Source organism: Alteromonas sp. 4NH20-0104 (genome assembly GCF_057547795.1).
This window is the reverse complement of the sequence record NZ_BAAJLP010000011.1, coordinates 83,840-106,508: the sequence shown is the minus strand read 5'-3', so window position 1 is coordinate 106,508 and position 22,669 is coordinate 83,840. Positions and strand designations below refer to the sequence as shown.

The 22,669-nt window shown below is 49.1% G+C and carries 18 protein-coding genes; 6 read left to right on the top strand and 12 right to left on the bottom strand.

The features are described 5' to 3' along the window. Positions 1-3 precede the first annotated feature (3 nt). The 8 genes from AC27IB_RS10060 to AC27IB_RS10025 form a co-directional block, all read right to left on the bottom strand. A complete protein-coding gene (locus tag AC27IB_RS10060; protein WP_487120661.1) occupies positions 4-1,515 on the bottom strand; it encodes an ATP-binding cassette domain-containing protein in 1,512 nt (503 codons plus the stop codon). Continuing rightward, positions 1,512-3,140: an ATP-binding cassette domain-containing protein gene (locus AC27IB_RS10055; RefSeq protein WP_487120659.1), complete on the bottom strand. Its 1,629-nt coding sequence runs from the start codon at positions 3,138-3,140 to the stop codon at positions 1,512-1,514. The genes AC27IB_RS10060 and AC27IB_RS10055 overlap by 4 nt, the downstream gene beginning before the upstream one ends. After that, the gene (cydX, locus tag AC27IB_RS10050; RefSeq protein ID WP_296052667.1) at positions 3,140-3,259 is read right to left on the bottom strand and encodes a cytochrome bd-I oxidase subunit CydX; all 120 of its coding nucleotides are present in this window, start codon (positions 3,257-3,259) and stop codon (positions 3,140-3,142) included. Before cydX ends, AC27IB_RS10055 begins: the two co-directional genes overlap by 1 nt. 12 nt (positions 3,260-3,271) lie before the next feature. Next, the gene (gene cydB / locus AC27IB_RS10045) at positions 3,272-4,408 is read right to left on the bottom strand and encodes a cytochrome d ubiquinol oxidase subunit II (protein WP_296052672.1); all 1,137 of its coding nucleotides are present in this window, start codon (positions 4,406-4,408) and stop codon (positions 3,272-3,274) included. Beyond that, entirely contained in the window at positions 4,405-5,979 is a 1,575-nt protein-coding gene (locus AC27IB_RS10040) for a cytochrome ubiquinol oxidase subunit I (RefSeq protein ID WP_487120657.1), read from the bottom strand. The genes cydB and AC27IB_RS10040 overlap by 4 nt, the downstream gene beginning before the upstream one ends. Before the next feature lie 426 nt (positions 5,980-6,405). Continuing rightward, a complete protein-coding gene (locus tag AC27IB_RS10035) occupies positions 6,406-6,825 on the bottom strand; it encodes a hypothetical protein (RefSeq protein ID WP_487120655.1) in 420 nt (139 codons plus the stop codon). A 1-nt stretch (position 6,826) separates the two neighbouring features. Further along, the gene (locus tag AC27IB_RS10030; RefSeq protein ID WP_296052681.1) at positions 6,827-7,399 is read right to left on the bottom strand and encodes a Tll0287-like domain-containing protein; all 573 of its coding nucleotides are present in this window, start codon (positions 7,397-7,399) and stop codon (positions 6,827-6,829) included. Next, positions 7,396-8,679, bottom strand: coding sequence for an NAD(P)/FAD-dependent oxidoreductase (locus AC27IB_RS10025; protein WP_487120653.1), 1,284 nt, complete (start codon positions 8,677-8,679; stop codon positions 7,396-7,398). The genes AC27IB_RS10030 and AC27IB_RS10025 overlap by 4 nt, the downstream gene beginning before the upstream one ends. Positions 8,680-8,938: 259 nt before the next feature. Between AC27IB_RS10025 and AC27IB_RS10020 the strand changes: the two genes are divergently transcribed. Continuing rightward, positions 8,939-10,246 (top strand): sigma-54 interaction domain-containing protein, encoded by a 1,308-nt coding sequence (locus AC27IB_RS10020; protein WP_487120651.1) that lies wholly within the window; start codon positions 8,939-8,941, stop codon positions 10,244-10,246. Here the strand turns inward: AC27IB_RS10020 and AC27IB_RS10015 are convergent. Beyond that, complete coding sequence (locus tag AC27IB_RS10015; protein ID WP_296047822.1) at positions 10,233-10,988, bottom strand: sulfite exporter TauE/SafE family protein; 756 nt, start codon at positions 10,986-10,988, stop codon at positions 10,233-10,235. The genes AC27IB_RS10020 and AC27IB_RS10015 overlap by 14 nt on opposite strands. A gap of 167 nt (positions 10,989-11,155) precedes the next feature. On the opposite strand from AC27IB_RS10015, the gene AC27IB_RS10010 reads away from it, so the two are divergent. After that, entirely contained in the window at positions 11,156-13,324 is a 2,169-nt protein-coding gene (locus tag AC27IB_RS10010) for a S9 family peptidase (protein ID WP_487120649.1), read from the top strand. A 33-nt stretch (positions 13,325-13,357) separates the two neighbouring features. On the opposite strand, the gene AC27IB_RS10005 is transcribed toward AC27IB_RS10010, so the two are convergent. Continuing rightward, positions 13,358-14,776 carry a GGDEF domain-containing protein gene (locus tag AC27IB_RS10005; protein WP_487120647.1) on the bottom strand — a complete coding sequence of 473 codons (1,419 nt, stop codon included), beginning with the start codon at positions 14,774-14,776 and terminating at the stop codon, positions 13,358-13,360. A 216-nt stretch (positions 14,777-14,992) separates the two neighbouring features. Between AC27IB_RS10005 and AC27IB_RS10000 the strand changes: the two genes are divergently transcribed. Both AC27IB_RS10000 and AC27IB_RS09995 read left to right on the top strand, forming a co-directional pair. After that, positions 14,993-16,135: a 1-acyl-sn-glycerol-3-phosphate acyltransferase gene (locus tag AC27IB_RS10000; RefSeq protein WP_487120645.1), complete on the top strand. Its 1,143-nt coding sequence runs from the start codon at positions 14,993-14,995 to the stop codon at positions 16,133-16,135. Positions 16,136-16,194: 59 nt separating this feature from the next. Further along, positions 16,195-16,956, top strand: a complete 762-nt coding sequence (locus AC27IB_RS09995) for an MBL fold metallo-hydrolase (RefSeq protein ID WP_296047831.1) — start codon at positions 16,195-16,197, stop codon at positions 16,954-16,956. Positions 16,957-16,961: 5 nt separating this feature from the next. On the opposite strand, the gene AC27IB_RS09990 is transcribed toward AC27IB_RS09995, so the two are convergent. Beyond that, on the bottom strand, positions 16,962-18,686 hold the full coding sequence (locus AC27IB_RS09990) for a sensor histidine kinase (protein WP_487120643.1): 1,725 nt from the start codon (positions 18,684-18,686) through the stop codon (positions 16,962-16,964). Positions 18,687-18,859: 173 nt separating this feature from the next. Between AC27IB_RS09990 and AC27IB_RS09985 the strand changes: the two genes are divergently transcribed. Further along, positions 18,860-19,276 carry a BLUF domain-containing protein gene (locus tag AC27IB_RS09985; protein WP_487120641.1) on the top strand — a complete coding sequence of 139 codons (417 nt, stop codon included), beginning with the start codon at positions 18,860-18,862 and terminating at the stop codon, positions 19,274-19,276. Positions 19,277-19,324: 48 nt separating this feature from the next. After that, a complete protein-coding gene (locus tag AC27IB_RS09980; RefSeq protein WP_487120639.1) occupies positions 19,325-19,783 on the top strand; it encodes a DUF1801 domain-containing protein in 459 nt (152 codons plus the stop codon). Positions 19,784-19,805: 22 nt separating this feature from the next. Here the strand turns inward: AC27IB_RS09980 and AC27IB_RS09975 are convergent, their stop codons facing one another. Continuing rightward, a complete protein-coding gene (locus AC27IB_RS09975; RefSeq protein WP_296047840.1) occupies positions 19,806-22,586 on the bottom strand; it encodes an AAA family ATPase in 2,781 nt (926 codons plus the stop codon). Positions 22,587-22,669 lie beyond the last annotated feature (83 nt).

The window sequence follows — 22,669 nt, the reverse complement described above, 5'->3', positions numbered from 1 at the left end:
GAATTAGCTTACAGGACTTAGTATCAGCGTGTCTTTACATTGCAGTTCAGCCGGATACACGTGACTGGCAATAATGATAAGACGCGTTGCAGCGTCCTGTTGTAACAGGCTAACCAGCTGACTAACCGCTGCTCCATCGAGCCCCTCAAAGGGTTCATCCAGCAGCCACACCGGTGAGTGGATAAGCATTGCTCGTGCTATGCCTAAGCGCTTGCGCTCGCCGCCTGATAATACACGGCCACCCGGGCCGAGCCACTCACCCAGGTCGTTAAGCTGAGCCAGGCCAACTTTGCTCAGTACGTCATTAAGCTGCGTAGCCGAAAAGTCCCGGCCCAGGGTCAGGTTATGTCTGAGCGTGGCGGCGAGGATCACCGGTTGCTGCTCCAGATATAGCCAGCCTTCAATCAGGCCCTCCCCCGGCGCTTCATCATCACAAAGACGTTGCCCATGGCTGGCTACCAACCCGCTGATAGCCTGCAATAACTGGGACTTGCCTGCGCCGCTTGGTCCGCCAACCAGGTAAAGACCGCAGACATCAAACTCCGCCGTCACTTTTTGTTCGGGTAGGTTCACAGAACCAAAGTCTGTCAGTTTGAGCGTGTCAGACAGTGGTACGGCGTCTGTCAGTTGCAGAGGCTCTACTGGTAGTGTTTTAAGTGCCTGTTTGCCCTGCACATAACGGTTCAGCGCGGGCTGACCATTGAAGGAACGGCCCAGCCAGTCACCGGCGCTGAGCAACAGCATGGGCACCACCAGCAACAGCGGGTTACCGCCGTCACCTTCAAGCTGAGTATGGATAGCCAGATAAATAATCATCAGCATCAGCGCCCAGGCAAGCCCCTGAAACACCCACATACTCTGCAAAGTAAGCCGCTGCTGACTGGTTTCAGTCTGCCACAACGTTTGTGCGGAGGGTAACTGCGCTAACTGCTCTTGCACTGTTTTTAAATGCCAGATGGCCACACTTCTGAGCACCACATCGGATTGCTCTCTGAAATTATGCTCCTGAAGCACCTGAACCTTAGCTAAAGTAAGCCCTTGCATACAGAGTACAGCCATGATCATCAGCCATATAACGCCAAGTGCTATTGTCCAGCCAGCAAAAGGGAAATCCAGCACCAGCAGCGTTACTGCGCTCACCATCAGCATGAGTACAGCTGAGGCCTGCTGAGAAACCCAGCCGACCCACACCGCAGCAATAGCCTCGGTATGACTGGCCAGCGCTTCGACTTCCTCACTGCGCTGGCGGATCTGCGCGGCAAACAGCCGTTCAAATAGTTGCACGCGAAGCAACGAGGTAAGTTGCAGTAAGTGCTTGTGACCTACCCACATATGAGCATAGCCACTACCAATGCGTAACAGCGCCAGGGCTCTGATCACTACCGCCGGCAGCATATAGTTAAAATTCACCGGAGCCACAGCGCAGGCGGCAATAAACCAGGAAGAAACCATTAAAATCGCCAGCCCGGCACCGCCGTGCAGCACTGCCAGTAACACGGTAATAAAGGCTTTCACGAAATTGCCTCCCCGTGCGTTTGCTGCACCCTGCGGTTTTCCACCTGCCAGGTTCGGTTAAACCAGTCATCCGGTAACGCCTTGTGGGAAACCCATAACACGGTTCGCCCGTGCCCCAGGGAATGAATAAGCTGACTAAGACTGTGATGCTGCGCTTCGGGTAGATGCGCAGTGGGCTCATCGAGCAGCCACACCGGCGCGTCAGACAGTAACAAGCGCGCAAGAGCCAGACGCTGCGCCTGTCCGCCCGAGATAGCAGGCACTTCCGCCAGCGGCGTATCGAGCCCGGCCGGCAGCGAGTCCAGCCATGGCTTAAGCTCCACTTCACTAAGTGCCTGTTCCAGTCTGGCGGTGGTAAAAGTGCGCTGATAATTAAGATTTTCCCGCAGCGTGGCGGGTAACAATACCGGGTGCTGAGTAAGCATAGCCACCCGACAAGGCAGACGATAATCCCCCGCCCGCTGGCCAGCCAAGGCTTCCAGTAACAGGGTTTTACCACTGCCAGACGGCCCGGTTACGGCTACCCAGTCTCCAGGCAGCAACGTTAATGACTGGCTGGCAAGCAGGTTATCCGCCAGTTGTAAGCTAAACTGCTGCGGCTCGGTGAGTTCGTTAGCCGGTTCATCCAGCTGCCCGGCATCCAGCGTCGCAAGCCAGTCGCCAGCCGCATCGCGCGCAGCTTCAGCCTCGGCCTTCTGATGGTAAAACTGCCCCAGCGCTTTAAGTTCAGAAAACAGCAATGGCGCGGTAAGTAACAACCATAAGCCAGAATGCAGCGTAAGCACCGGGCCTAACGAGAACTCGCCCAATAAACTAAAGCCAATAAACACCGCAATTAAGGCAACGGCGATTGTCGAAAAGAAATCCAGTACGGTATTGGATAAAAACGCCACGCCAACCACTTTCATGGTGCGTTCGTTCAGGTCGTCACTGGCTTGTTTTAAAATCTTTTGTTCAATCTGATGGGTGCGAAAACTGGCCAGTAACCCCAGCGCCGTGAGGCGATCAACAAACAGGCTGCCGAGCCGGGTGAGGGCAACAAAGTGTTTCCGCTGAAGCGCCGCAGCGCCCTTACCCACCAAAATCATAAACAGCGGGATGAGCGGCAATGTGATTAGCAGGCTGCCCCCCACCACCGGGTTAACCACCAGAATAAACAGCAGCGCGAAAAACGGCGTAAGCACCGCCACGTATTGTTGCACCTGATAGTCGTAGCGCCAGTGAACCAGCGCGCTGATGTGGCGGGTCCATACCGATTGCCAGAAGTAAGCCGAATGGGTGCTGACTAACGAGGTTTGCTCTGCCACCAAACGCTCGGCAAAGCGCTTTTCAAGGCCATTAAGTAAATCGGTTTTAGCCTGCAAGGTGCGCCGATAAGCATTGCCCTGCAGTAGCCAGGCCAGTAATAACGCAGCCGCCAGACCCAGCCAGTCACTCATATCCGGCTGCTGAGCCAGCACCACCCAATCGTGCATCATCGCGGCAAACAGCCAGTAACCGGCAATTAAACACAGGAGTCGGGTGGTTTTTATGGCCACCAATAAAAACAAGGTGCTGCGCGATGCAACACCCTGTTTAATGACGGTGGCATTAAACCACCGTGGCAGGGACGGGTTCTCGTTCACTACTGATCTTCTGAGTCTTCAGGACGATCCAAATTCTCAGTCGATTCTAACCACATGGCATTAATAATGCCAAATGAACAAGCCAGCAACACACCTAATATCCAGGTAAAATACCACATGTTCTGTTCTCCTTAATAAATCGCGTGAGATGAGTCTAAGTCGCTGTTTTTAATGCGACCACGCATTACATAAAAGCCGTATGCGGTATAGCTCAGTACAATAGGAACAAATACACAGGCGACACCAAACATAATTTTCAGGGTCATTTCACTGGATGTTGCATCCCACACGGTTAAGCTTGCCACCGGCATGGTAGTGCTTGGCATCAGGAATGGGAACATTGAGAAGCCCGCAGTCAGAATAATCCCGGTCATCATCAGCGCGCTGCTCACAAACGCCCAGCCACCGCGGCCTGCTTTGGAGAAGAAAGCGCAGGCTAATCCTGCACCAATACCTAACAGAGGCGCCACTACCATCCAGGGGTATTTGCTGTAATTAGCCATCCATGCACCGGCCTCAACCGCTACTTCCTTTCTAAGCGGGTTAGACGTAGCCATAGTATCCACTACAGAAGTCACCACAAAACCATCCAGACCAAAGGCAACCCAAAGGCCAGCCAGTATAAACAGCACGACCGTTACCAGAGACAGAATGACGGAGACGGCCCGAGCCCGAACCTCAATAAAGCTATCGGTTTTCATTTGCAGCCAGGTGGCACCATGGTTAAGGATCATCGCCACTGACACCAACCCAGCGACCAGTGCAAACGGGGTAAGCAAACCAAAGAATGAACCGGTGTAAGTCGCTTTTAGGTTACCATCCAGCTCGAAAGGCACGCCCAACAGCAAATTACCAAAGGCAACGCCAAAGATTAACGCAGGGACAAAGCCCGAAGTAAACAATGCCCAGTCCCAGCTGGTACGCCAGCGTTTGTCCGCCAGCTTGCTGCGAAAATCAAAACCCAGCGGACGCATCCATAAGGCGATCAGCACCAGCGCCAAAGCCAGATAGAACCCCGAAAAAGCAGTCGCGTAAATCATTGGCCACGCAGCAAAAATAGCACCGCCAGCGGTGATAAACCAAACCTGATTACCATCCCAGTGTGGACCCACCGTGTTGATCATTACCCGGCGTTCGTCGTCGGTTTTGCCAATCAGGGTAAGCAGTGCGCCAACCCCCAAATCAAATCCATCAGTAATGGCAAAGCCTATCAGCAATACGCCAACCAGCACCCACCAAATTACTCGTAGTACTTCATAATCAATCATGCGTTTGCTCCTTGAGTGCCCAGGCCAATTGCATCGTCCAGTTTAGTGTCATCTTCCGGTGGGACCGGTCCTTTTTTGGCGTATTTTTTCATCAGATAGAAGCCAATCACGAACATCGTTGCATAGAACAGAGTGTAAGCCACCAGCGTAGTCACCACGTCTGAAACAGACAGGTTGGACACTGCGGTGTGCACCGGTAACACTTCGGCGATAGACCAGGGCTGACGGCCATATTCAGCCACAAACCAACCCGCTTCAGAGGCAATCCACGGCAGCGGTAAAGCCCACAGGGCCGATTTCAGCAACCACCGGGGCTTAGTGATCTGGTGCTTAGTGCTGTAATAGAAAGCTGCGATAAAGAGTGCCAGCATCAGAAAACCCGCCAGAACCATTAAACGAAATCCGTAAAACAAGGGAGCAACCGGCGGAATGCTGTAATTCACGGCTTTCTCCAGCGCCTCTGGGGTTGGCTGAGTGATGTCATCGGCAAATGGCTCGAGTAACAAGGCATAACCCAGGTCGTCTTTATTCCGCTCAAACATATCCAGCTCAGCAGGTGTCGCGGTGCCGTTTTTGACCTTTTCGAGCTGTTTTTGCGCCTGCACGCCAGATAAAATGCGAACCCGGTGGATCTCTTTGAGATCCTTGATACCAGTCACTTCCTCATCCAGTGAACGGGTAGCAATGATGCCCATTAACCATGGAATTTGGACGGCGTAATCCATTTTCTCCCCTTCATCATCGGGAATACCTAAAATGGTAAAGGGAGCCGGAGCGTGATGAGTTTCATATTCAGCTTCAACCGCGGCCAGTTTAACTTTCTGCACGTCACCAATTTCGTAGCCGCTTTCATCACCCAGCACAATCACAGACAGCGTGGCGGCCAGACCAAAACTCGCCGCAATCGCAAAGGAGCGACGGGCAAAGGCGATATGTTTATGCTTAAGCAAATAGTAGCTGGAGATGGCCAGTATGAAGATTGCGCCGGTCACATAGCCTGCCGAGACAGTGTGAACAAATTTCACCTGTGCCACGGGGTTAAAAATCACTTCGCTAAAGCTGGTCATTTCCATCCGCATGGATTCGGTATTAAATGTGGCGCCTACCGGATTTTGCATCCAGCCATTGGCGATTAAAATCCACAACGCCGAGAAGTTAGACCCAATCGCTACCAGCCAGGTGGCCATTAAGTGCTTCACCTTTGACATCTTGTCCCAACCAAAGAAGAACAAGCCCACAAAAGTGGATTCCAAAAAGAACGCCATTAAGCCTTCAATGGCCAGCGGCGCGCCAAAGATATCGCCCACGTAGTGAGAATAATAAGACCAGTTCATACCGAACTGGAACTCCATCGTAAGCCCGGTTGCAACGCCAATAGCAAAATTGATCCCAAACAATTTGCCCCAGAACTGGGTCATTTGTTTGTAGATTTCTTTACCGGTCATCACATATACCGACTCCATGATGGCTAACAGAAACGTTAACCCCAGGGTTAGCGGGACAAAGATAAAGTGGAACATTGCTGTTAAAGCAAATTGTAACCGCGATAGTTCTATCAACGTATCGCTCATGAGACTCTCCTTTGATATTTCAAAATAAAAACTGGGGGTGACCACCAACAGAATGACAACAAGTCGTGCTGACAAGCTGAATCCGGCTCGATATTTAAGGCGCGGCGGTCCTGATGTTCATCACTTTGCATAACTTGCGCCAACCACGAAAAACCAAACAACCCATTGATATAAATGGATTTAATTAAATTCATTTAAATGTGTGGTGGAAATTTACTAAGCAAATTGACACCGGCCTGCCATATTTGTCAGTTAGCTGTCATAACTGGCAAGCCTGATCATCAGAGAAGTGCAATGAAGATACTGTAAACCGGGAGGTTAATAATTGATCGCGGTCAAGCAACTGAGCCGACTAATATTTTGCCGAAATCTGGTGTGAGTAAGCGGGCAAACTGCCCGCTTACTCACGGTGGTATCGGGGGGAAATTACTGAATAGCAAAAGTGCGATGACAGGCATTACACACGCGCATTAAATCCACCGCATGCTGACGAACTTCTTCCTCACTCAGGTCCGGGTTTTGAATTGCCTGCCAGTGAGGTCGCATGCTTTGCGCCATAGCACGAAATGCTGGCGGTATTTGCTTGCCCAACCCCTTAGGGCGATTCGCCTGCTCACGGGTTTGCAGGTTCGCGATACGCTGGCGAAGCTCCTCCCGCTTGCCTTCCAATAGCAATTGCTGGGTATCGGTTAGCGCTTCAAGCATGTCGCGCATATGACCCAGCACAAACGATTTTTGCTCCTCGTTAAGCGTTACAGCCATACGCTCATCAGCGGCCAGCGCATTTGCCGCTGGCCATGTCAGGCAAAGTGTCACCAGCAGCGCACTAAGAGAGCCCTTTGCCATGTTATTCTCCAGCCTGATAGGTCACCGTAAAAGCACCGCGTAAATCTCCCGCGGCAAAGCCGGTTGCCTCATCATCCGGGTATTGCTGTTTGATGGCTTCCTTCACTGGTTCTGCCAGCGACACGCCATGACAGTTGAGGCATAAGCCGCCAGTCATAATTGGCGCCATAAAACGATATTTACCGGCTGCTTCATCAACATGAACTGTTGCCAGGGCGCCGGGCTCCAAACCCTCCTCCAGCCCTTTCACCATGGCCATCAGCGATGATTTCTCCCAGCTGTCTGCCCGGTTTTGCGGGTTGCGTACTTTCAACGCGGTGCGCCCTACCTGCCAGCCATCGGTGCTGAGTTGTGCTGCTATAGCCGGCGCGATGTCCTTACACACCTGAACACCATTCGGTAACCCGCCGGCTTTTACCGCCTGCTGCAGGTTTTGTTTCAGCGTTTTGCCCAGTTGCATGGCCTTCTGCTTCGCCTGCGTTTTAAACTCTGCTTCGCTAAGCTGTTGGGCCTGAGCGGCCAGGGGGAGCAATAAGCACCCCATTAACACTGCTTTCTTAGTGAGTCTGATCATTTGTCATCCTGCTCCAGTCTTTCGATACCCAGTGCCTTCAACACGTATTTCTCGTATACAGGTTCGCTGGTACCGGTTTTCATCTTACGCATGAAATATTTTTCAAAGGCAATCTTAGCCAGATGCACCCATTTACCCTTTTTAAACCAGGTAACGTTACGCGGCGGAATTTGCGGCATAGCTACAAATGCGGCACCGGTGTCGCCCATATCAGCCAAACAAATTGCATGCCAGGTGCCTTTGGTTGAAGGCGGTTTATCGTCCACAATGATGGACTTCATATTATGTGCAATGGCCGTCATCATGGTTTCAATCATATACCCGGTTTTCGGCGTGCCGGTAGGCACCGGTGTTGCTTCTACCGGCGGAATTGCAACACAAACACCCCCTGAGAAAATATTCGGGTACTTCGGTGAGCGCTGGAACTCATCAGTGATCACAAACCCTTTGGGGTTACACAACCCTTCCACATTGGCTACCGCGGGCACCCCGCCGAACGGCGGGATCAACATGGAATGATTGAAAGGTTCTTCATAAGTATATTCCACCTCGCCCTTACGGTTGAGCTCAGAGACGTGCATCATCCCCTCTTCCACCTTGTCGACCTGAGCGTTACAAATCCACTTGATATTACGGTTGCGCAATTCCGATTCGAGCATCGATTTAGAATCGCCCACGCCGCCCAGGCCAAGGTGACCAATGTAGGGTTCACTGGTCACAAAAGTCATCGGCACTTTATGACGGATCTTCGCGTCGCGCAGGGCCTTATCCAGAATAAAAGCATACTCATAAGCCGGGCCAAAACAGCTAGCCCCCTGAAACGAGCCCACCACCACCGGGCCGGGATTAGCCACCAGCTTTTCAAAGTCGGCATAACACTGTTCAGCATGATCCAGCGTACACACTGACTGAGTGAACCCTTGCGGACCCGCACCTTCAATCTGGTCGAAGGCCAGACGCGGACCCGTGGCGATAATAAGGTAATCATAGTCAATGATTTCGCCTTCGCCGGTGACCAGCTGATTAGTATCAGCATCAATCTTATCGACCCGGGCACACTTGAAACCGATTTTCTTTTTCGCCAGATATTTTTCGATTGGCATGGTAACCGCCCCGGCTTCCCGCCAGCCTACGGCAACCCAGGGGTTAGAAGGTACGAACCGGAATTCCTGCCGTTCGTTTACCACCATTACCTCATGCTCTGCACCTAACGCTTCCTTTACTTCGTAGGCCGCTGGCATGCCACCGGTTCCTGCACCTAACACCACTATTTTTGCCATAATCATTCTCTTTTATCGTTATTGACTCTGCTAGCATTGCCGCACTATTGACTAACAAAACCGTTGAACAAACCTGTCTGTTAACAAGTTATTTACCAATATTCGTGCCATTGTGGTGTAAACATAGTAGGATGATGTTTTATATTAGATTTTTAATATATTAATAAACAAAACGGCTTGTTAAGCACTTTAAGCTGTGTCAGATTTGACAAACAAGCGCAGCGTTGAGCTGCCATATTTGTCTCAGGAGAGGGTTGTTATGAACGCGTCGCTTATTCAGTCAATGATTAACGCCATTGATAAACCGGCGATATTCATTACTAACGATTACATTATTCAGGCCGTAAATGACGCCTACCGTGAGACCTATGATACGGAAGTCATTGTTGGTAACAGTACCTGTTATGCGGTTTCCCATCGCAACGATGCGCCGTGCGATAAGCGCGGTGAAGAATGCCCGCTGTCACAGTGTCAGCAAACCCACCGCCCCAGCAGCGTAGTCCATATACATAACACTAAAGACGGCAAAACCTACTGCGATATTTTAATGAAGCCGGTGCGGGATGAAGATGGCATGACCATCGGATACCTGGAAATCCTCGATCGCATCAGCTATGCCGCTGCCGACTCTCAGAAAAACAAAATGATTGGCGGCTCCGACAATTTCAAGCAAATGCTTAACCGCATTAACCGCGCTGCGCAATCAGAGATCGCCGTGCTACTGCAGGGTGAAACCGGAGCCGGTAAGGAATTGGTAGCCCAGGCCGTGCATCAATCCAGTCGTCGCAAAGACAAACCCTTTGTGGTGATTGAATGTACCGGCCTCAATGAAAGCCTGTTTGAGTCGGAACTGTTTGGCTATGAAAAAGGCGCTTTCACCGGCGCAACCAACAGCAAAAAAGGCCTGATTGAAGTGGCCAACGGCGGTACCGTGTTTTTTGACGAGATTGGTGATGTGCCACTTAACATGCAGGTAAAACTGCTGCGCTTACTGGAAACTCAGTGTTACCGGCCGGTTGGTGGATTAAAACAGAAAAAGGCGGACTTCCGCCTGGTATGTGCCAGCCACAAAAACCTGCTGGCCATGGTGGAAAAGGGCGAGTTTCGCCAGGATCTGTATTTCCGTATTGCCGGTTTTCCTATCTACCTTCCCGCCCTACGTGAGCGAAAATCAGATATCCCTTTGCTATGTAAACATTTTCTCGCTGGCAGCGAACATCGCCACAAGCATTTTAGCGAACGCACCTTACAAACCCTGTCGCAGTATAGTTTTCCGGGCAATATCCGCGAGCTCAAGAGTATTGTGGAGCAAGCCGCGCTCATGTCGAACGATGACGACATCCTGGTGAGCGATCTGCCGCCGCAAATTCTTGGCGTTGGCCCAACTGAAACTCAGGCCGTGGCAGAAGATATAATGCCGCTTGAACAGGCCGAACAGGTATATCTGGAGAAAATTTGCAAACACTTCGATGGCAGCCCCGACGAGCTGGCCAACAAATTAGATGTGAGTACTCGCACACTCTATAGAAAGCTGCAGCGCTATAACATTAAACTTAAAGGCTCATGATCCCCTGATACAACAAACGTACTGCCAGCACCGATAAAATCAGTTTAAAAGCCAGCTTAAATTTGTCGGCCGGGATACGGTTAAGTAGCTTTAAGCCCAACCAGGTGCCTATTGCACCACTGACAATCATAGCGACCACCAGCGGCAGCCATTGCCAGAACGAAAACCCCACCATAGTGAACACAATAGCTTTTAAACTGTGCTGAAACGTCATGCAGTTGGCAAAAGTGGCGGTATGGGTCATTTTATTATAGCCATTGCGGTACACCACCGACGCGACCATGGGCCCGCTGGCGCCAACAAACATGCTCAAAAAAGTGGTTAGCGCGCCGGCAATAACGCGACCCGGGCGCGACATTTCCCGGGGACTGGGTTTAAGCCCCCACACCATCAGTAGCAAAAATACAGCGATAGCCAGTTGAATAACGGCCAGTGGCAACTGCACCACGACAAACGAGGCGGCTATGGCTCCCAGCAGGGTTCCCAGTGCAAAATACTTAAACATCGCCCGGTCGAGATAGTTGAAGGTCATCACAGCCCGACTGGCATTTGAACCGAGTTGCACCAATCCGTGCACCGGAATCAACGCGGCTATAGGCATTACCGATGCCATCACCACCAACAACAACATGCCGCCACCCAGTCCCATAGTACCGGTGACAAACGACGTAAAACCGGCCAGCAAAATAAGCCCCAGCGCCGTATAGATATCGAGAACGCCAGCGGTTAACAGTGTTTCCATCACAAATCACAAAATCAGTCTATTGCCTGACTATGATTCTCACTAGGCCTGTAACACTTTGCAACCAAATAAATGGCGGTTTCGTCTTATAAAACCTGTTTATAACCCTGAATCGTTGGTAACTTATTCTTTTCTACATAACAACAACGACAGTAATCACCTAAACCATGAAAAAAATGCTTCTATCTCTGTCTGTTGCCACGGTGCTGCTTGCAGCCTGTAGCGACGACAAAATGCCCGAAAAACAAACAGAAACCGCTTCTCCCATGAACTTATCGACATCAGTAACCCCGCCGGTAGCCAAAAAAGAACCGTTTGAATTATCCGCCCATGGCGATACCCGGGTTGACGACTATTACTGGATGCGCGACGACTCCCGAACGAATGAAGAAGTGCTTTCGCATCTGGAAAAAGAAAACAGCTATGCTGATGCCGTGCTGGCACCGCTAGAAAAACAGAGTGACACGCTGTACGAAGAAATGATTGCCCGGATCCCAAAAGATGACTCTTCAGTACCGGTTAAACAAAACGGTTACTGGTATGTCACCCATTTCGTGGGCGATGGCGAGTACCCAATTTACGCCCGTAAGAAAGAACTCGACGGCGAAGAAACCGTGTTACTCGACGGCAATAAAATGGCTGAAGGTGAAAGCTACTTTAGCATTGGCTCTTATGAAGCCAGCCCAAATAATGAGTTACTGGCCTACTCGGTTGATACCGTTAGCCGCCGTTTATACGACGTACATGTTAAGAGTATCGCTACCGGTGAACGGCTTGCCGACACCCTGACCGACACCACAGGTCAGATTTACTGGGCTAACGATAACCAGACGCTGTACTACATTAAACGTGATAAGCAGACCTTACTGGGTTCTCAGGTATTCCGCCATACGCTGGGAACGGATCAAGCCGACGATGAACTGGTTTACGAAGAAACCAACACCACTTTTTATACGTCGCTGGGCAAGAGCAAGGATGGTGAGGTTATCTTTATCAACCACAGTAATACCGACATGTCGGGCGTTACGCTAATTGATGCTAACAATGCCGATGCCACACCCACGCCATTTTACCCGATTGAGGACGATCACGAATATTCAGTTGAGAAGCATGGCAGTGATTACTATGTGTTAACCAACTGGCAGGCTGACAACTACCGCATCATGAAAGTCAGCGCGGATAAAACCCAGGACCGCAGTGCCTGGCAGGAAGTCGTCGCTCACAACCCGGACATTTACCTCAGCAGCCTCGAAGTGCTGAAAGACTACCTGGTCTATAAAGCCAAAGAAAACGGCTACTTGCGACTGGAAGCCATGTCGTTAAAAGACGGCTCGCTACGCACCATCCCCACTGAAGATCCTATTTATACTGCGGGCTTCACAGGTAACACTCAAAGTGATACCAACACAATCCGCATTTACTATGCTTCGCTGACCACGCCGCCCAGTACTTTCGATATTGATCTGGAAACCCTGCAAAGCGAACTGAAAAAGCAAAATAAAGTAGGTGATAACTTTAACGCTGCAGATTACCAGTCAGAACGCCTGATGATTACCGCACGGGATGGTAAAAAGGTACCAGTTTCTTTAGTTTACCGTAAATCAACGTTTAAGAAAGACGGCTCTAACCCACTCTTCCAGTATGGCTATGGCTCGTATGGGGCGACCATGGATCCCACCTTCGTTTCTTCGTGGTTATCGATGCTCGACCGTGGTTTTGTCGTCGCCATCGCCCACATTCGTGGTAGCCAGATGCTCGGCACCCAATGGTACGAAGACGGTAAAATGGGCAATAAGATGAACACCTTTACCGATTTCATTGACGTGACCAAAGGGCTGGTAGAACAAGGTTATGCCGACCCGAGCCGCGTATTTGCTGAAGGCGGGAGTGCCGGTGGGTTACTTATGGGGGCGGTTGCCAACATGGCCCCGGAACTGTATACCGCAATCGCTGCTCACGTACCATTTGTCGATGTGGTGACCACCATGAGTGATGACAGTATTCCACTGACCACAGGCGAATATACCGAGTGGGGTAACCCTGCCAATCAGGAAGAATATGAGTACATGCTTTCCTACTCACCTTACGATCAGGTGAAAAAACAGGACTATCCGCATATGTTTGTTACCACAGGTCTGCATGACTCACAGGTGCAGTATTTTGAACCTATGAAGTGGGTAGCCAAACTTCGCGATAACAAAACCGATGATAATTTGCTGCTGTTCATTACCAATATGGAAGCCGGCCATGGCGGTGCATCAGGGCGCTTCAAGCGCTATGAACAACGGGCCAAGGAATATGCCTTTTTCTTCCACCTGGCAGGTATAGAGCTGTAAGAAACGGGCCCGGTTAACGGTAGTTAGCCGGGTTTACCCGCGCTCTGCGAAACGCAAAGCAGTTTGGTTTCTTCCTTCCCGTTTTGCTTTCAGAAGTTGCCGGTCGGCTTCATCAAATGCCTTTTGAAACCCGTCACATTCGTCAACCCTGGCAATCCCAAAACTGCATGACACCCTCAGGTCTGGTTCGGAAAAATGCAGTTCCGTAATACCCTGGCGAATAATTTCGGCCACGGAAAACGCATTCTCGATAGAAGTTTGAGGTAGCAGCAACATAAACTCGTCGCCGCCAAACCGACCAAAAATATCGCTGCTGCGAATTTTACTGCGCACCAGTTCAGCCAGTCCACGAAGCACTTCATCCCCCGCCAGATGGCCAAAACGGTCGTTAATTTGTTTAAACTTATCCACGTCGAACAACAACAGTGAGGTCTGGTAACCATAACGCCGGGCATGCTTAAGGTGTTGTTCTGTAAGGGAAATAAAATGCTGACGCATCACCGCTTTGGTGAGAAAGTCAGTTTTAGCCTCAACGTTCAATTCACGATTATCTGCCACCAGCGCTGGCACTGACATGGCGAAATAAGCACTGCAGGCAATCACATTAATGGCCACCTGATAAATATAAGCCTGCTCGCTTACACCAAGAATACTAACCAGCAGGGCCAGTAAAAAGCTCAGCATCGCCAGGCTAATGGCCATCCGTATCGGTGACTCAGTAAAGACAATCCACATTTGCGGCAGCGTCAGAAAGAAAATCAGACACGCTATTTCCGATGACTGATAATGATTCGCCAGTAGTACCACACCCACCATCAATGCCCAGCTAAATACCAGTTTTCCGGCAAAGCGACTGAAGTGGCTTTCATTCTTGGGTTGGTAATTGAGCGCAGACAGCAGGCCTCTGCGCGGATAAAGACGATTCACAAGCCCTATAAACACCGGAACCAGAACCAGTATCCCGGACATATCACCAATCCACCAGGCCAGGCTGGTGGCTAAAAATGACTCCATCTGTGGGCCGCCAAATAAAAACATCACGCCAGCGGTAGACATCACCAGACTGGAAGTGGCCACCGTGAGTAAAAACCGCATCACAGGCGCGTACAGATTATGGTGGCTTATACGGTCTATGGAACCCCGTAGCAAATTGGCACTGACCCCGTATACAAGGCAATGGAGTAAGGCAAACTGACTACCGGCAATAAGCAGTGCTTCCAGTGAGCGGCCATCGCTGAATACCAGACTTTCCCAGCCGGTAGACAACACGCAGGCAATAAACATGGCCGGAAAAGCCTGCCATCGAAGCAGTAAAAAACAGGTAAACGTAAAGCCGGCGGGCGGGAACCAGATACTGGCATGTGGCGCATATTCAGTAAAAACCGACAGACGCCACAGCACCAGCCAGGTGATTACCAATAACAGATGTCTGAGTACAGCAGAAATATTCATTACCTCGAAAATTCAACCACAGTGCTACCGTTGTCCCCTCACGGCGCGTTCTTATTCAGCGTTATAGCGGGGCACAGCCAATAATTATATGACAAATTTTGCGATATAAAGGTCTAATCTGCCTATAATTTAACAAGACTGAATATCGTCATTGATCTTTAACTTTAGTTTGTAAATATACCTTCAACACTACCCAATTTGCTGAATGTGCGTACAATGTTCGCTTTTTCTCAGCTCAATATAGCCAGTATTATGACCGATAACGCCGATCCGTATCATGACATTCGCCCCTACAACGACGCTGAGGTGCCCGCGTCCATTGAGCGACTGATTAACGATCAGGAGTTTATCGATGCGATTGTCAACCATCGGTTTGAGCACAGTCCGCGTTGGCTGCTGTCGCTGATGCGCCCGCTGGTCAAAGTGTTACTGCGACTAAAATGGCGCAAGTTTAAAACTGTCGCACATATTCAGAATGAAGTCGGCGTTTTTATGGAGTCGTTGTTGCAGCGCACCAGCCAGGGCATTAGCGTAAAGGGGCTGGAAAAACTCGACCCGGCTAAAGCCTATATCTTCATTTCCAATCACCGCGATATTGCGATGGATCCCGCGTTGGTGAATTTCGCCCTGCACCGCGCCAAACACGAAACAGCACTGATTGCCTTTGGCGATAACCTGCTCAAAAAACCCAGTGCAACCGAGTTAATGAAGCTCAACAAAGGCTTTGTGGTCAAACGGTCGGCCAAAGGCCCCCGGCAATTACTCAAGGCACTCACCCAGTTATCTAACTTTATTAAAGACTCGCTGAGCCGCCAGCAGTCAATTTGGATAGCGCAGCGTGAAGGGCGGGCGAAAGATGGCATGGACCTCACTGATCCGGCTATCCTGAAAATGTTTTACATGGCTGGCAAGCAGCAAAAGCGCCCGTTTGGCGAGTACATGAAGTCTTTAAATATCGTGCCGGTTGCCATTTCCTATGAAAACGACCCTTGCGATATTGCCAAGGCCAATGAACTTTATCAGCGCGAGCACCTGGGCAGTTACAACAAGACCGAATTTGAAGATATCGACAGCATTATTCAGGGCATTGTAGGCAGCAAGTGCCGGGTGAGCGTGAACTTTGGTGAAGTGGTCACTGAAGACTTCGAAACGCCGGAAGCGCTGGCCAGTCACATAGACCAGCAAATCCACCGTAACTATCAGCTTTACCCAATTAACTACCTGGCCGCAGATCAGGCATGTAGCGAACTCACCCAGGCCTGCCGGGACCGCTTTTCGGCTAAGCTGGCTGAATTGCCTGAGCAGGCACACCGTTACCTTATTGCGAACTATGCTAACCCGGTGCACAACGCCAAATAGTGGTTAGACCAGTAAACCTTTGCTACTATCGGGCTGACTGATTCACGCAGCGGGTGTTTATGCAACTTCATGCTATCCCTGGTTATATCGAAAACATTTATCTGGTCGAGGATTCTGCCGGACTGATGCTGCTGGATGGTTGCAGCCGCGCCGATGTAGAGACCGTTTGCCGTTATATCACTGCTGAAATTGGCCAGTCTTTGTCTGCACTGAAGCTGATTGTTGTTACCCACATGCACCCCGATCACGCTGGTGGCGCCAGGCTGTTACAACAGCGCAGCGGTGCACTGCTAGCCTGTCATCCCAAGGCCCCTGGCTGGTATCGCGGTATCGCCGGACGTGCAGCCCACGCCATTGATGTGGCGCTGACCTGGTGGGTCGCCGGAAAGTTAGGTAAACCCAAGCGGCATATCTGGTACACACCCACACTGCAACCGGATGTAAGACTGAGCGACGAACAACGACTACCCATTTTTGACGACTGGCAGGTCATTTACACGCCTGGTCATACTAACCATGATATTTCATTGTTACACCGGCCGAGCCAGCAGATTTATGTTGCCGATTTGATTGTGTCAGTCAAAAAGCGACTGACATCGCCTTACCCGGTATGCCACCCTAACCAGTATAAACGCTCTCTTGAACGGATAAGTAAACTGCAGCCTTCAACCGTTTATTGCGCGCACGTGAGGCCATTGTCACACCAGGATATCGATTATCCGGCACTGATTGCCCAGGCTCCCGCGTTACCGAAAAATCACTGGCATTCCAGTAAAGTGAGAATCTACCGGGCATTCGGCTGGCAGCTAAATCAGCACTGATAATATTATGCGGGCTGCTCTTCCTGCTTCAACGGCAGTAACAAGGTAAACTCGGTATAAGCGCCAGGTTCACTCACACAATCAATCGTTCCATCGAGTCGCTGCATAATATTATAGACCACCGATAAACCCAGTCCGGTGCCCTCACCAATGGCTTTGGTGGTAAAAAAGGGCTCAAATATTTTCTGTTGGGTTTCTGCGGTCATCCCGGGGCCGTTATCGCGGATGCGAATCTGCAACATCGCCCCCTGTTGCGCGGCACTAATGTGAATTGCCGGTTCAGCAGTGTGCGCGGCTTCCATTGCCTGCACCGCGTTTTTAATGATATTTACCAGCACTTGTTCAATTAATCCTGAGTGGGTATATAAGACCCCGTCAAAGGTCACATCCCGGGTAATATTGATCTTATCTTCCAGTTCATACCGCATTATTTTCAGCGTGTCATCGAACAGTACTGCAAGGTCACAAACCGCTTTCTCGCCTGTCTGATTGTGGGAAAATGACCGTAAGTCACTAATGATATTTTTAACCCGCTGCAAGCCGTTGAACGAGTCGGTGACTATGGCCCGGATATCTTCCAGAACAAAGGGTATACCCGCCTGCTCTTCAAATTCACTAAGGCTTTGTTTGAGATGAGCCGCTTTTTGATCCTGCTGAATATCTATGGCGGTTAACAACTCGCTCTGCATGGACTGCAACTGAATAATGTTATCCAGATAACTATCCATCGACGAAAAGTTGCTGATCACAAACGACAGTGGATTATTAATTTCGTGAGCGATACCCGCAGCCATACGACCGATACTGGCGAGCTTTTCATTGTGTGCCAGTGCCTGTTTGGTGGATTTAAGCTCCAGCAGGGTATCTCGCAAACGGGTATATTGTTTTTTCAGGCTCGACTCAGCCTGTTTGCGCTCCAACAACACCGTAAGCTGCTCGGCCGCTTTATTGATAATCGTAATCTGCTTCATTGAAACTCGGTCCATCTCCTGCTCCGGGATCAGATAAAGCAGTAAACACACGACCCGTTTATACACCACAATAGGAAACGCAAGGTAACTACCAATATGGGTTTCGATTAGCTGGGTTATCGGTTCAAGCCCGCCGCTTTCATCCAGCAGATGAATTTGCGGGCGCTGTTCTTCAATTGCCTGAGCAAGGCTGGCCGGCAACCCGCCCTCTGATAACAGTGACTGCAAGGTTTTTACCAGGTCTTTGCCGGCAATGTCGGAATTACGCACCCGAAAACGCGATGTGTTTTCCAGGTAAATTTCAAAGCTGCAGTGGGCATGGCATAACCTCGCCAGCGCATTCGAGAAGGTAGAAAGCAGCGCGGTGAGCTTTTCATCACCACGTGAAAAACGAGTGATACAAACCAGCATTTCTGTTTCTGCATCGTGCTGACGATAAGTGTTTTCAATATACTCAAAGGTAGCCAGCTCACGTTTAAGCACACTGGCATTAAACTTTGCTTTCGCTTCAGACGCTGTTAAACAGGCATTGATTTGGTATTCTTCCAGCCAGACTACTTCGTCGAGTTGCTGAGTGGGGTTATGCATGAGAATGATGCGGGTATCCTGGTTAGCCAGTCCCAGCCGAATGTACTTAGCTACTGACTGACAAAGAGAGATATCATCATCAAAACCCACACAGAGTATTACCAGTGAAGGTTTGCAACTGCGTAGTTTCTTTTTAGCGTTCCTCAGGCTGGTCAGATTTTCGCTTTTCATGGTTCTATCCGGCAAAAATGCCGCTAAGTCTGGGCTTTGACTCACCAAAAACACGGGATTTTCCATACGTTTACCTAACACAGCCGTTTCTGAAATCTCTGCTATATTTGAAAGATAGTCGTTGCTTGCTGTTACGCAAACTCCGGCGTAATCAGTAAATAAGGAAAATAGTCATGAGGTTAGTGAGATTGGTGTATTACAGCCATGCCTCGCGGGAAATGTCACTTAGCGATCTGAAATCTATTCTCGACACCGCCCGCCGTAACAATCAAGCTCAGGGCATTTGTGGAATGCTTTCCTACGAACAACAGTATTTTTTGCAGGCACTGGAAGGCGAACGCAGTGCCGTTAACGAGCTTTACCTGGATATTGCTGATGATCCCCGCCATGACGAAATCACTATTATCAGCTATGAGGAAATCACCGCTCCCATTTTCAAACAGTGGAAAATGGGCTATGCCGGCGGCAGTGCCGAGTTTACTAATTTACTCAAAGAGATGGGCCAGACTGAGTTCCTGCCGGAAACCATGAGCCCTCAACAGGCGTTTCAATTTCTGCAACACCTTGCTGGCAATCAGGACAACCTTTAGGGCATAGTAGCTAATCAAACAGTTTAACCCTGTTAGTCAGGAGCCATTATGCCCAACGCACCAAGCTTCTCATCAGTAGAGCAGTACATTGCCGCGCAGCCGCAAGATAAACAGCCGGTCTTAACGCAATTGCGTCAGACCGTACTGGCGAGCCTGCCCGAGGGCTTTTGCGAATGCATTAATTACAACATGATTGGCTATGTAGTGCCTCATGAGTTATTCCCGGCGGGCTATCACTGCGATCCGATTCTGCCACTGCCTTTTATGAACCTCGCCGTGCAGAAAAACCATTATGGCTTCTACCATATGGGCATCTACGCCATGCCTGAACTCGAAAGCTGGTTTCGGGTCCGTTACGCCGAAGTCGTCCCTACCAAACTCGATATGGGTAAGAGCTGTATCCGTTTCAAAAATCCCAAACACATCCCCTACGACTTAATTGGCGAGCTGGTCAGCAAAGTGAGTGTTGATGACTGGATATCTGTTTATCAAAGGCTGAAGAAATAGAACGTGTTCCACTTTTACTGTTCTATTCTATCAATGACTTAAACTGCTCTTCTGATAAGACTTCTTCTTCCAGCAAGGCTAGTGCAACTTTGCTTATTTGCTCCCAGTATTGATCAACTAATTGATCAGTTTTAAGGGTTGCTTCCTCAAGCCACTCTTTGACTAACTTTTCAGTCTGAGATTTGAAGTGAACTTCACCGCTCCATTCATGTAACACAGTGGTGTCTAAGTTGTAACTATCGGGATGCATTCCGTACCTTGCAATAGGATTCCAGGCAGACCACATAGCCTGCTTCAAATCACTAATGGCACCAGTATCTAACCCTTCGTCTCCGAACTGTTTTACCTGGGCAGCTCGACCAGCTAAAGCTACACATGTCTGCGAGAACCAAAAAGCTTTTGTATAATCAACATCTTGTTCCCTACTATAGGCCACCATACCTAAAGCTTGTTCTCTGGGCACAATACTTATTTGTTCAATTATTCTCTCTGGCATCAAAACTTTTGAGATAACAGCATGGCCAGCCTCATGAAAGGCGGTCTCTGCCAGCATTTTTTCGCACTTATCAAGTGTTCGTTTAGCGCCATACTTAAGAATATTAATTTCTTCCACTATCGTACTTTGACAAATTTTGCCGGTACTCTTACTCAAAGCCTGAAGCACTGTCTCCCGATGAACCTTCTCTAAATCTGCACCGCTCATACCAGCCGTTAGGGATACGATTAAATCAACATCTATAGACTCTTCGTAAACGTCGTACTGCAAGAATTTTTCTATAAACCAGCGCCTGGCATTTTTATCCAGGAAAGGAACATGGACATGAAGGTCAAGCCTTCCTGAACGTAATAATGCTTCATCAAGTTTATCCAGCCGATTGGTAGCCGCGACAATAAAAACCGCGCCTTTATTTTTACTAAATCCATCAATCTCAGTCAGCAAGCGATTCATTAGCGCGTCAGCTCTAGACCCGGCTTCACCTCGCTTCGGCAATGCATCAATCTCATCAATAAATAATATACAAGGTGCGTATTTCCTAACTCGAATGAACAGCTCTTTTATGAAATTATCAGACAGCAGATCAGTACCTGAACAGGTTGCTATTGGCAGGCCAGCCTCACTGGCGAGTGCTCGCGCCAACATAGTTTTTCCTGTTCCCGGGGGGCCAAATAACACCATGCCTTTAGGAGGCTCTACACCAGCATGCTTAAGTTGTTCCCGATGATTTAAAATTCTGACTGTCTCCAGCAAGCGCTGTTTCACGACGTCATGGCCGGCGATGTCGTCAAAGCCAACATCAGGCATATCCAATATAATACCGCCATCAGCTTCCACATCATCCACATGTAAGAGTAATTCTTGCTTTGGATTGGAGTAGGTTAATATCAGTACCTGTCCATTCGCTCGACATGATGTTTCCATGTACAACACTTCTCCGCGTAACTTTAACGCGTTGAAATGCTCAGAAAATTCATTATTGGCAAGCATGTCTTTTATATCTGCGCCTAATTTAATCTGAACTTGGTTAAAGTCCGACTCAGGATGGGCTCTGATAAAGTCAGTTACCGGGTCAACCACTTTCGCAGTGATATTCGATTTGATATCACGCACATCAAAAAACGGCGCAAATGTGGATAATAACAGGCGAGTTAAATCATTTTCATAGGGCAGAAAATCGATTTTGCTTTTTTGAGTGAAAAAGCTTAGTTCGCGATTCAACTGTTTACCGGATAACAGCATTAACTCTTTAATACCCAGTGAGCGAAACAATATGATACTGCCCTGGGATAGGCGAGAAAGTAGCTCTGACGGTATCGCTTTTACTTCGTGACTTCGTTCGATTTTAGTTTCGTTTCGCAGGTGCGAGATCATTGCAGCCCGGGCTTGCACAGGCTGATCCACTATAGTTTTGAGGTAATCCGGCTTATTATAAACAGCCTCCCCAAGATTCGACGTGAAAACAATAATAGTATTGCGAAAATCAATATCTTTTTGCGTATATTCGTCTGTCACAAAGCCCGCAGAGAGCATCCGAAGCAAAGACAATAGTACCTGAGTGTGAGCCTTCTCAAACTCATCAAAAACAATGATCGATTTCGGAAATTTCTCAACGAATGTAGTCAGTTCACCTGGCGCAGAATCATCATAAGTTTTTTTAGCTCCGACTAAGCCAAAACTCTCGTTAGCATTAGTATATTGAGTCATATCAAATGCGCGATACTGGTACTCACCCTTCAAATGATGGGCAAAACGTTCCGCTAAGAACGTTTTTCCCGATGCAGGAGGCCCCGCAAAGAAAAACACTCCCTGCGGCCTGTTTTGTTGTGGCTGCCATACGGCTTTCGACATACTGTCAATCAGGTCTTCAATTGCGTGTTCCTGACCGACCACTTCTTCACCCAACGCCTTTTTGAGTTGCTCAAGGTGCTTAAGACTCTCCCGGTAATCAGGAGCCATCTCGGGTAAGACAAATAGTTCAGTAACCGTCACCCAATCATCGTCAGAAGCAGTTGGACGAAGCTCTTGTAAAAAGGAGGAAACTTGTTCGGAAAATGGTAAAACAGGTTTCTCAGCCATATAGCTGAGCAATACACTACTCAGATCGTTTTTATAACGATCTGCCATAAACTCTTCGCGAATATCAACCGGCATAAACCTGTTTTGGAGCTTTCCAAACAAGAGTTCCGAATGATCTTTAGCAAAAGGCTTCAGACACAAAAAAGACGCCGCGATGTGGTCTAAATCAATTTTTTTTTGGCTTTCTTCCAGTGCGATATATTTCGCAAAAAGTAACAACGTTCTCAAGGTAAACGATCCCTGTAATACATGAACTGAGAATAACTATTATAGTGACATGACACCTATAAATTTAATAGCAATAGTTCCGC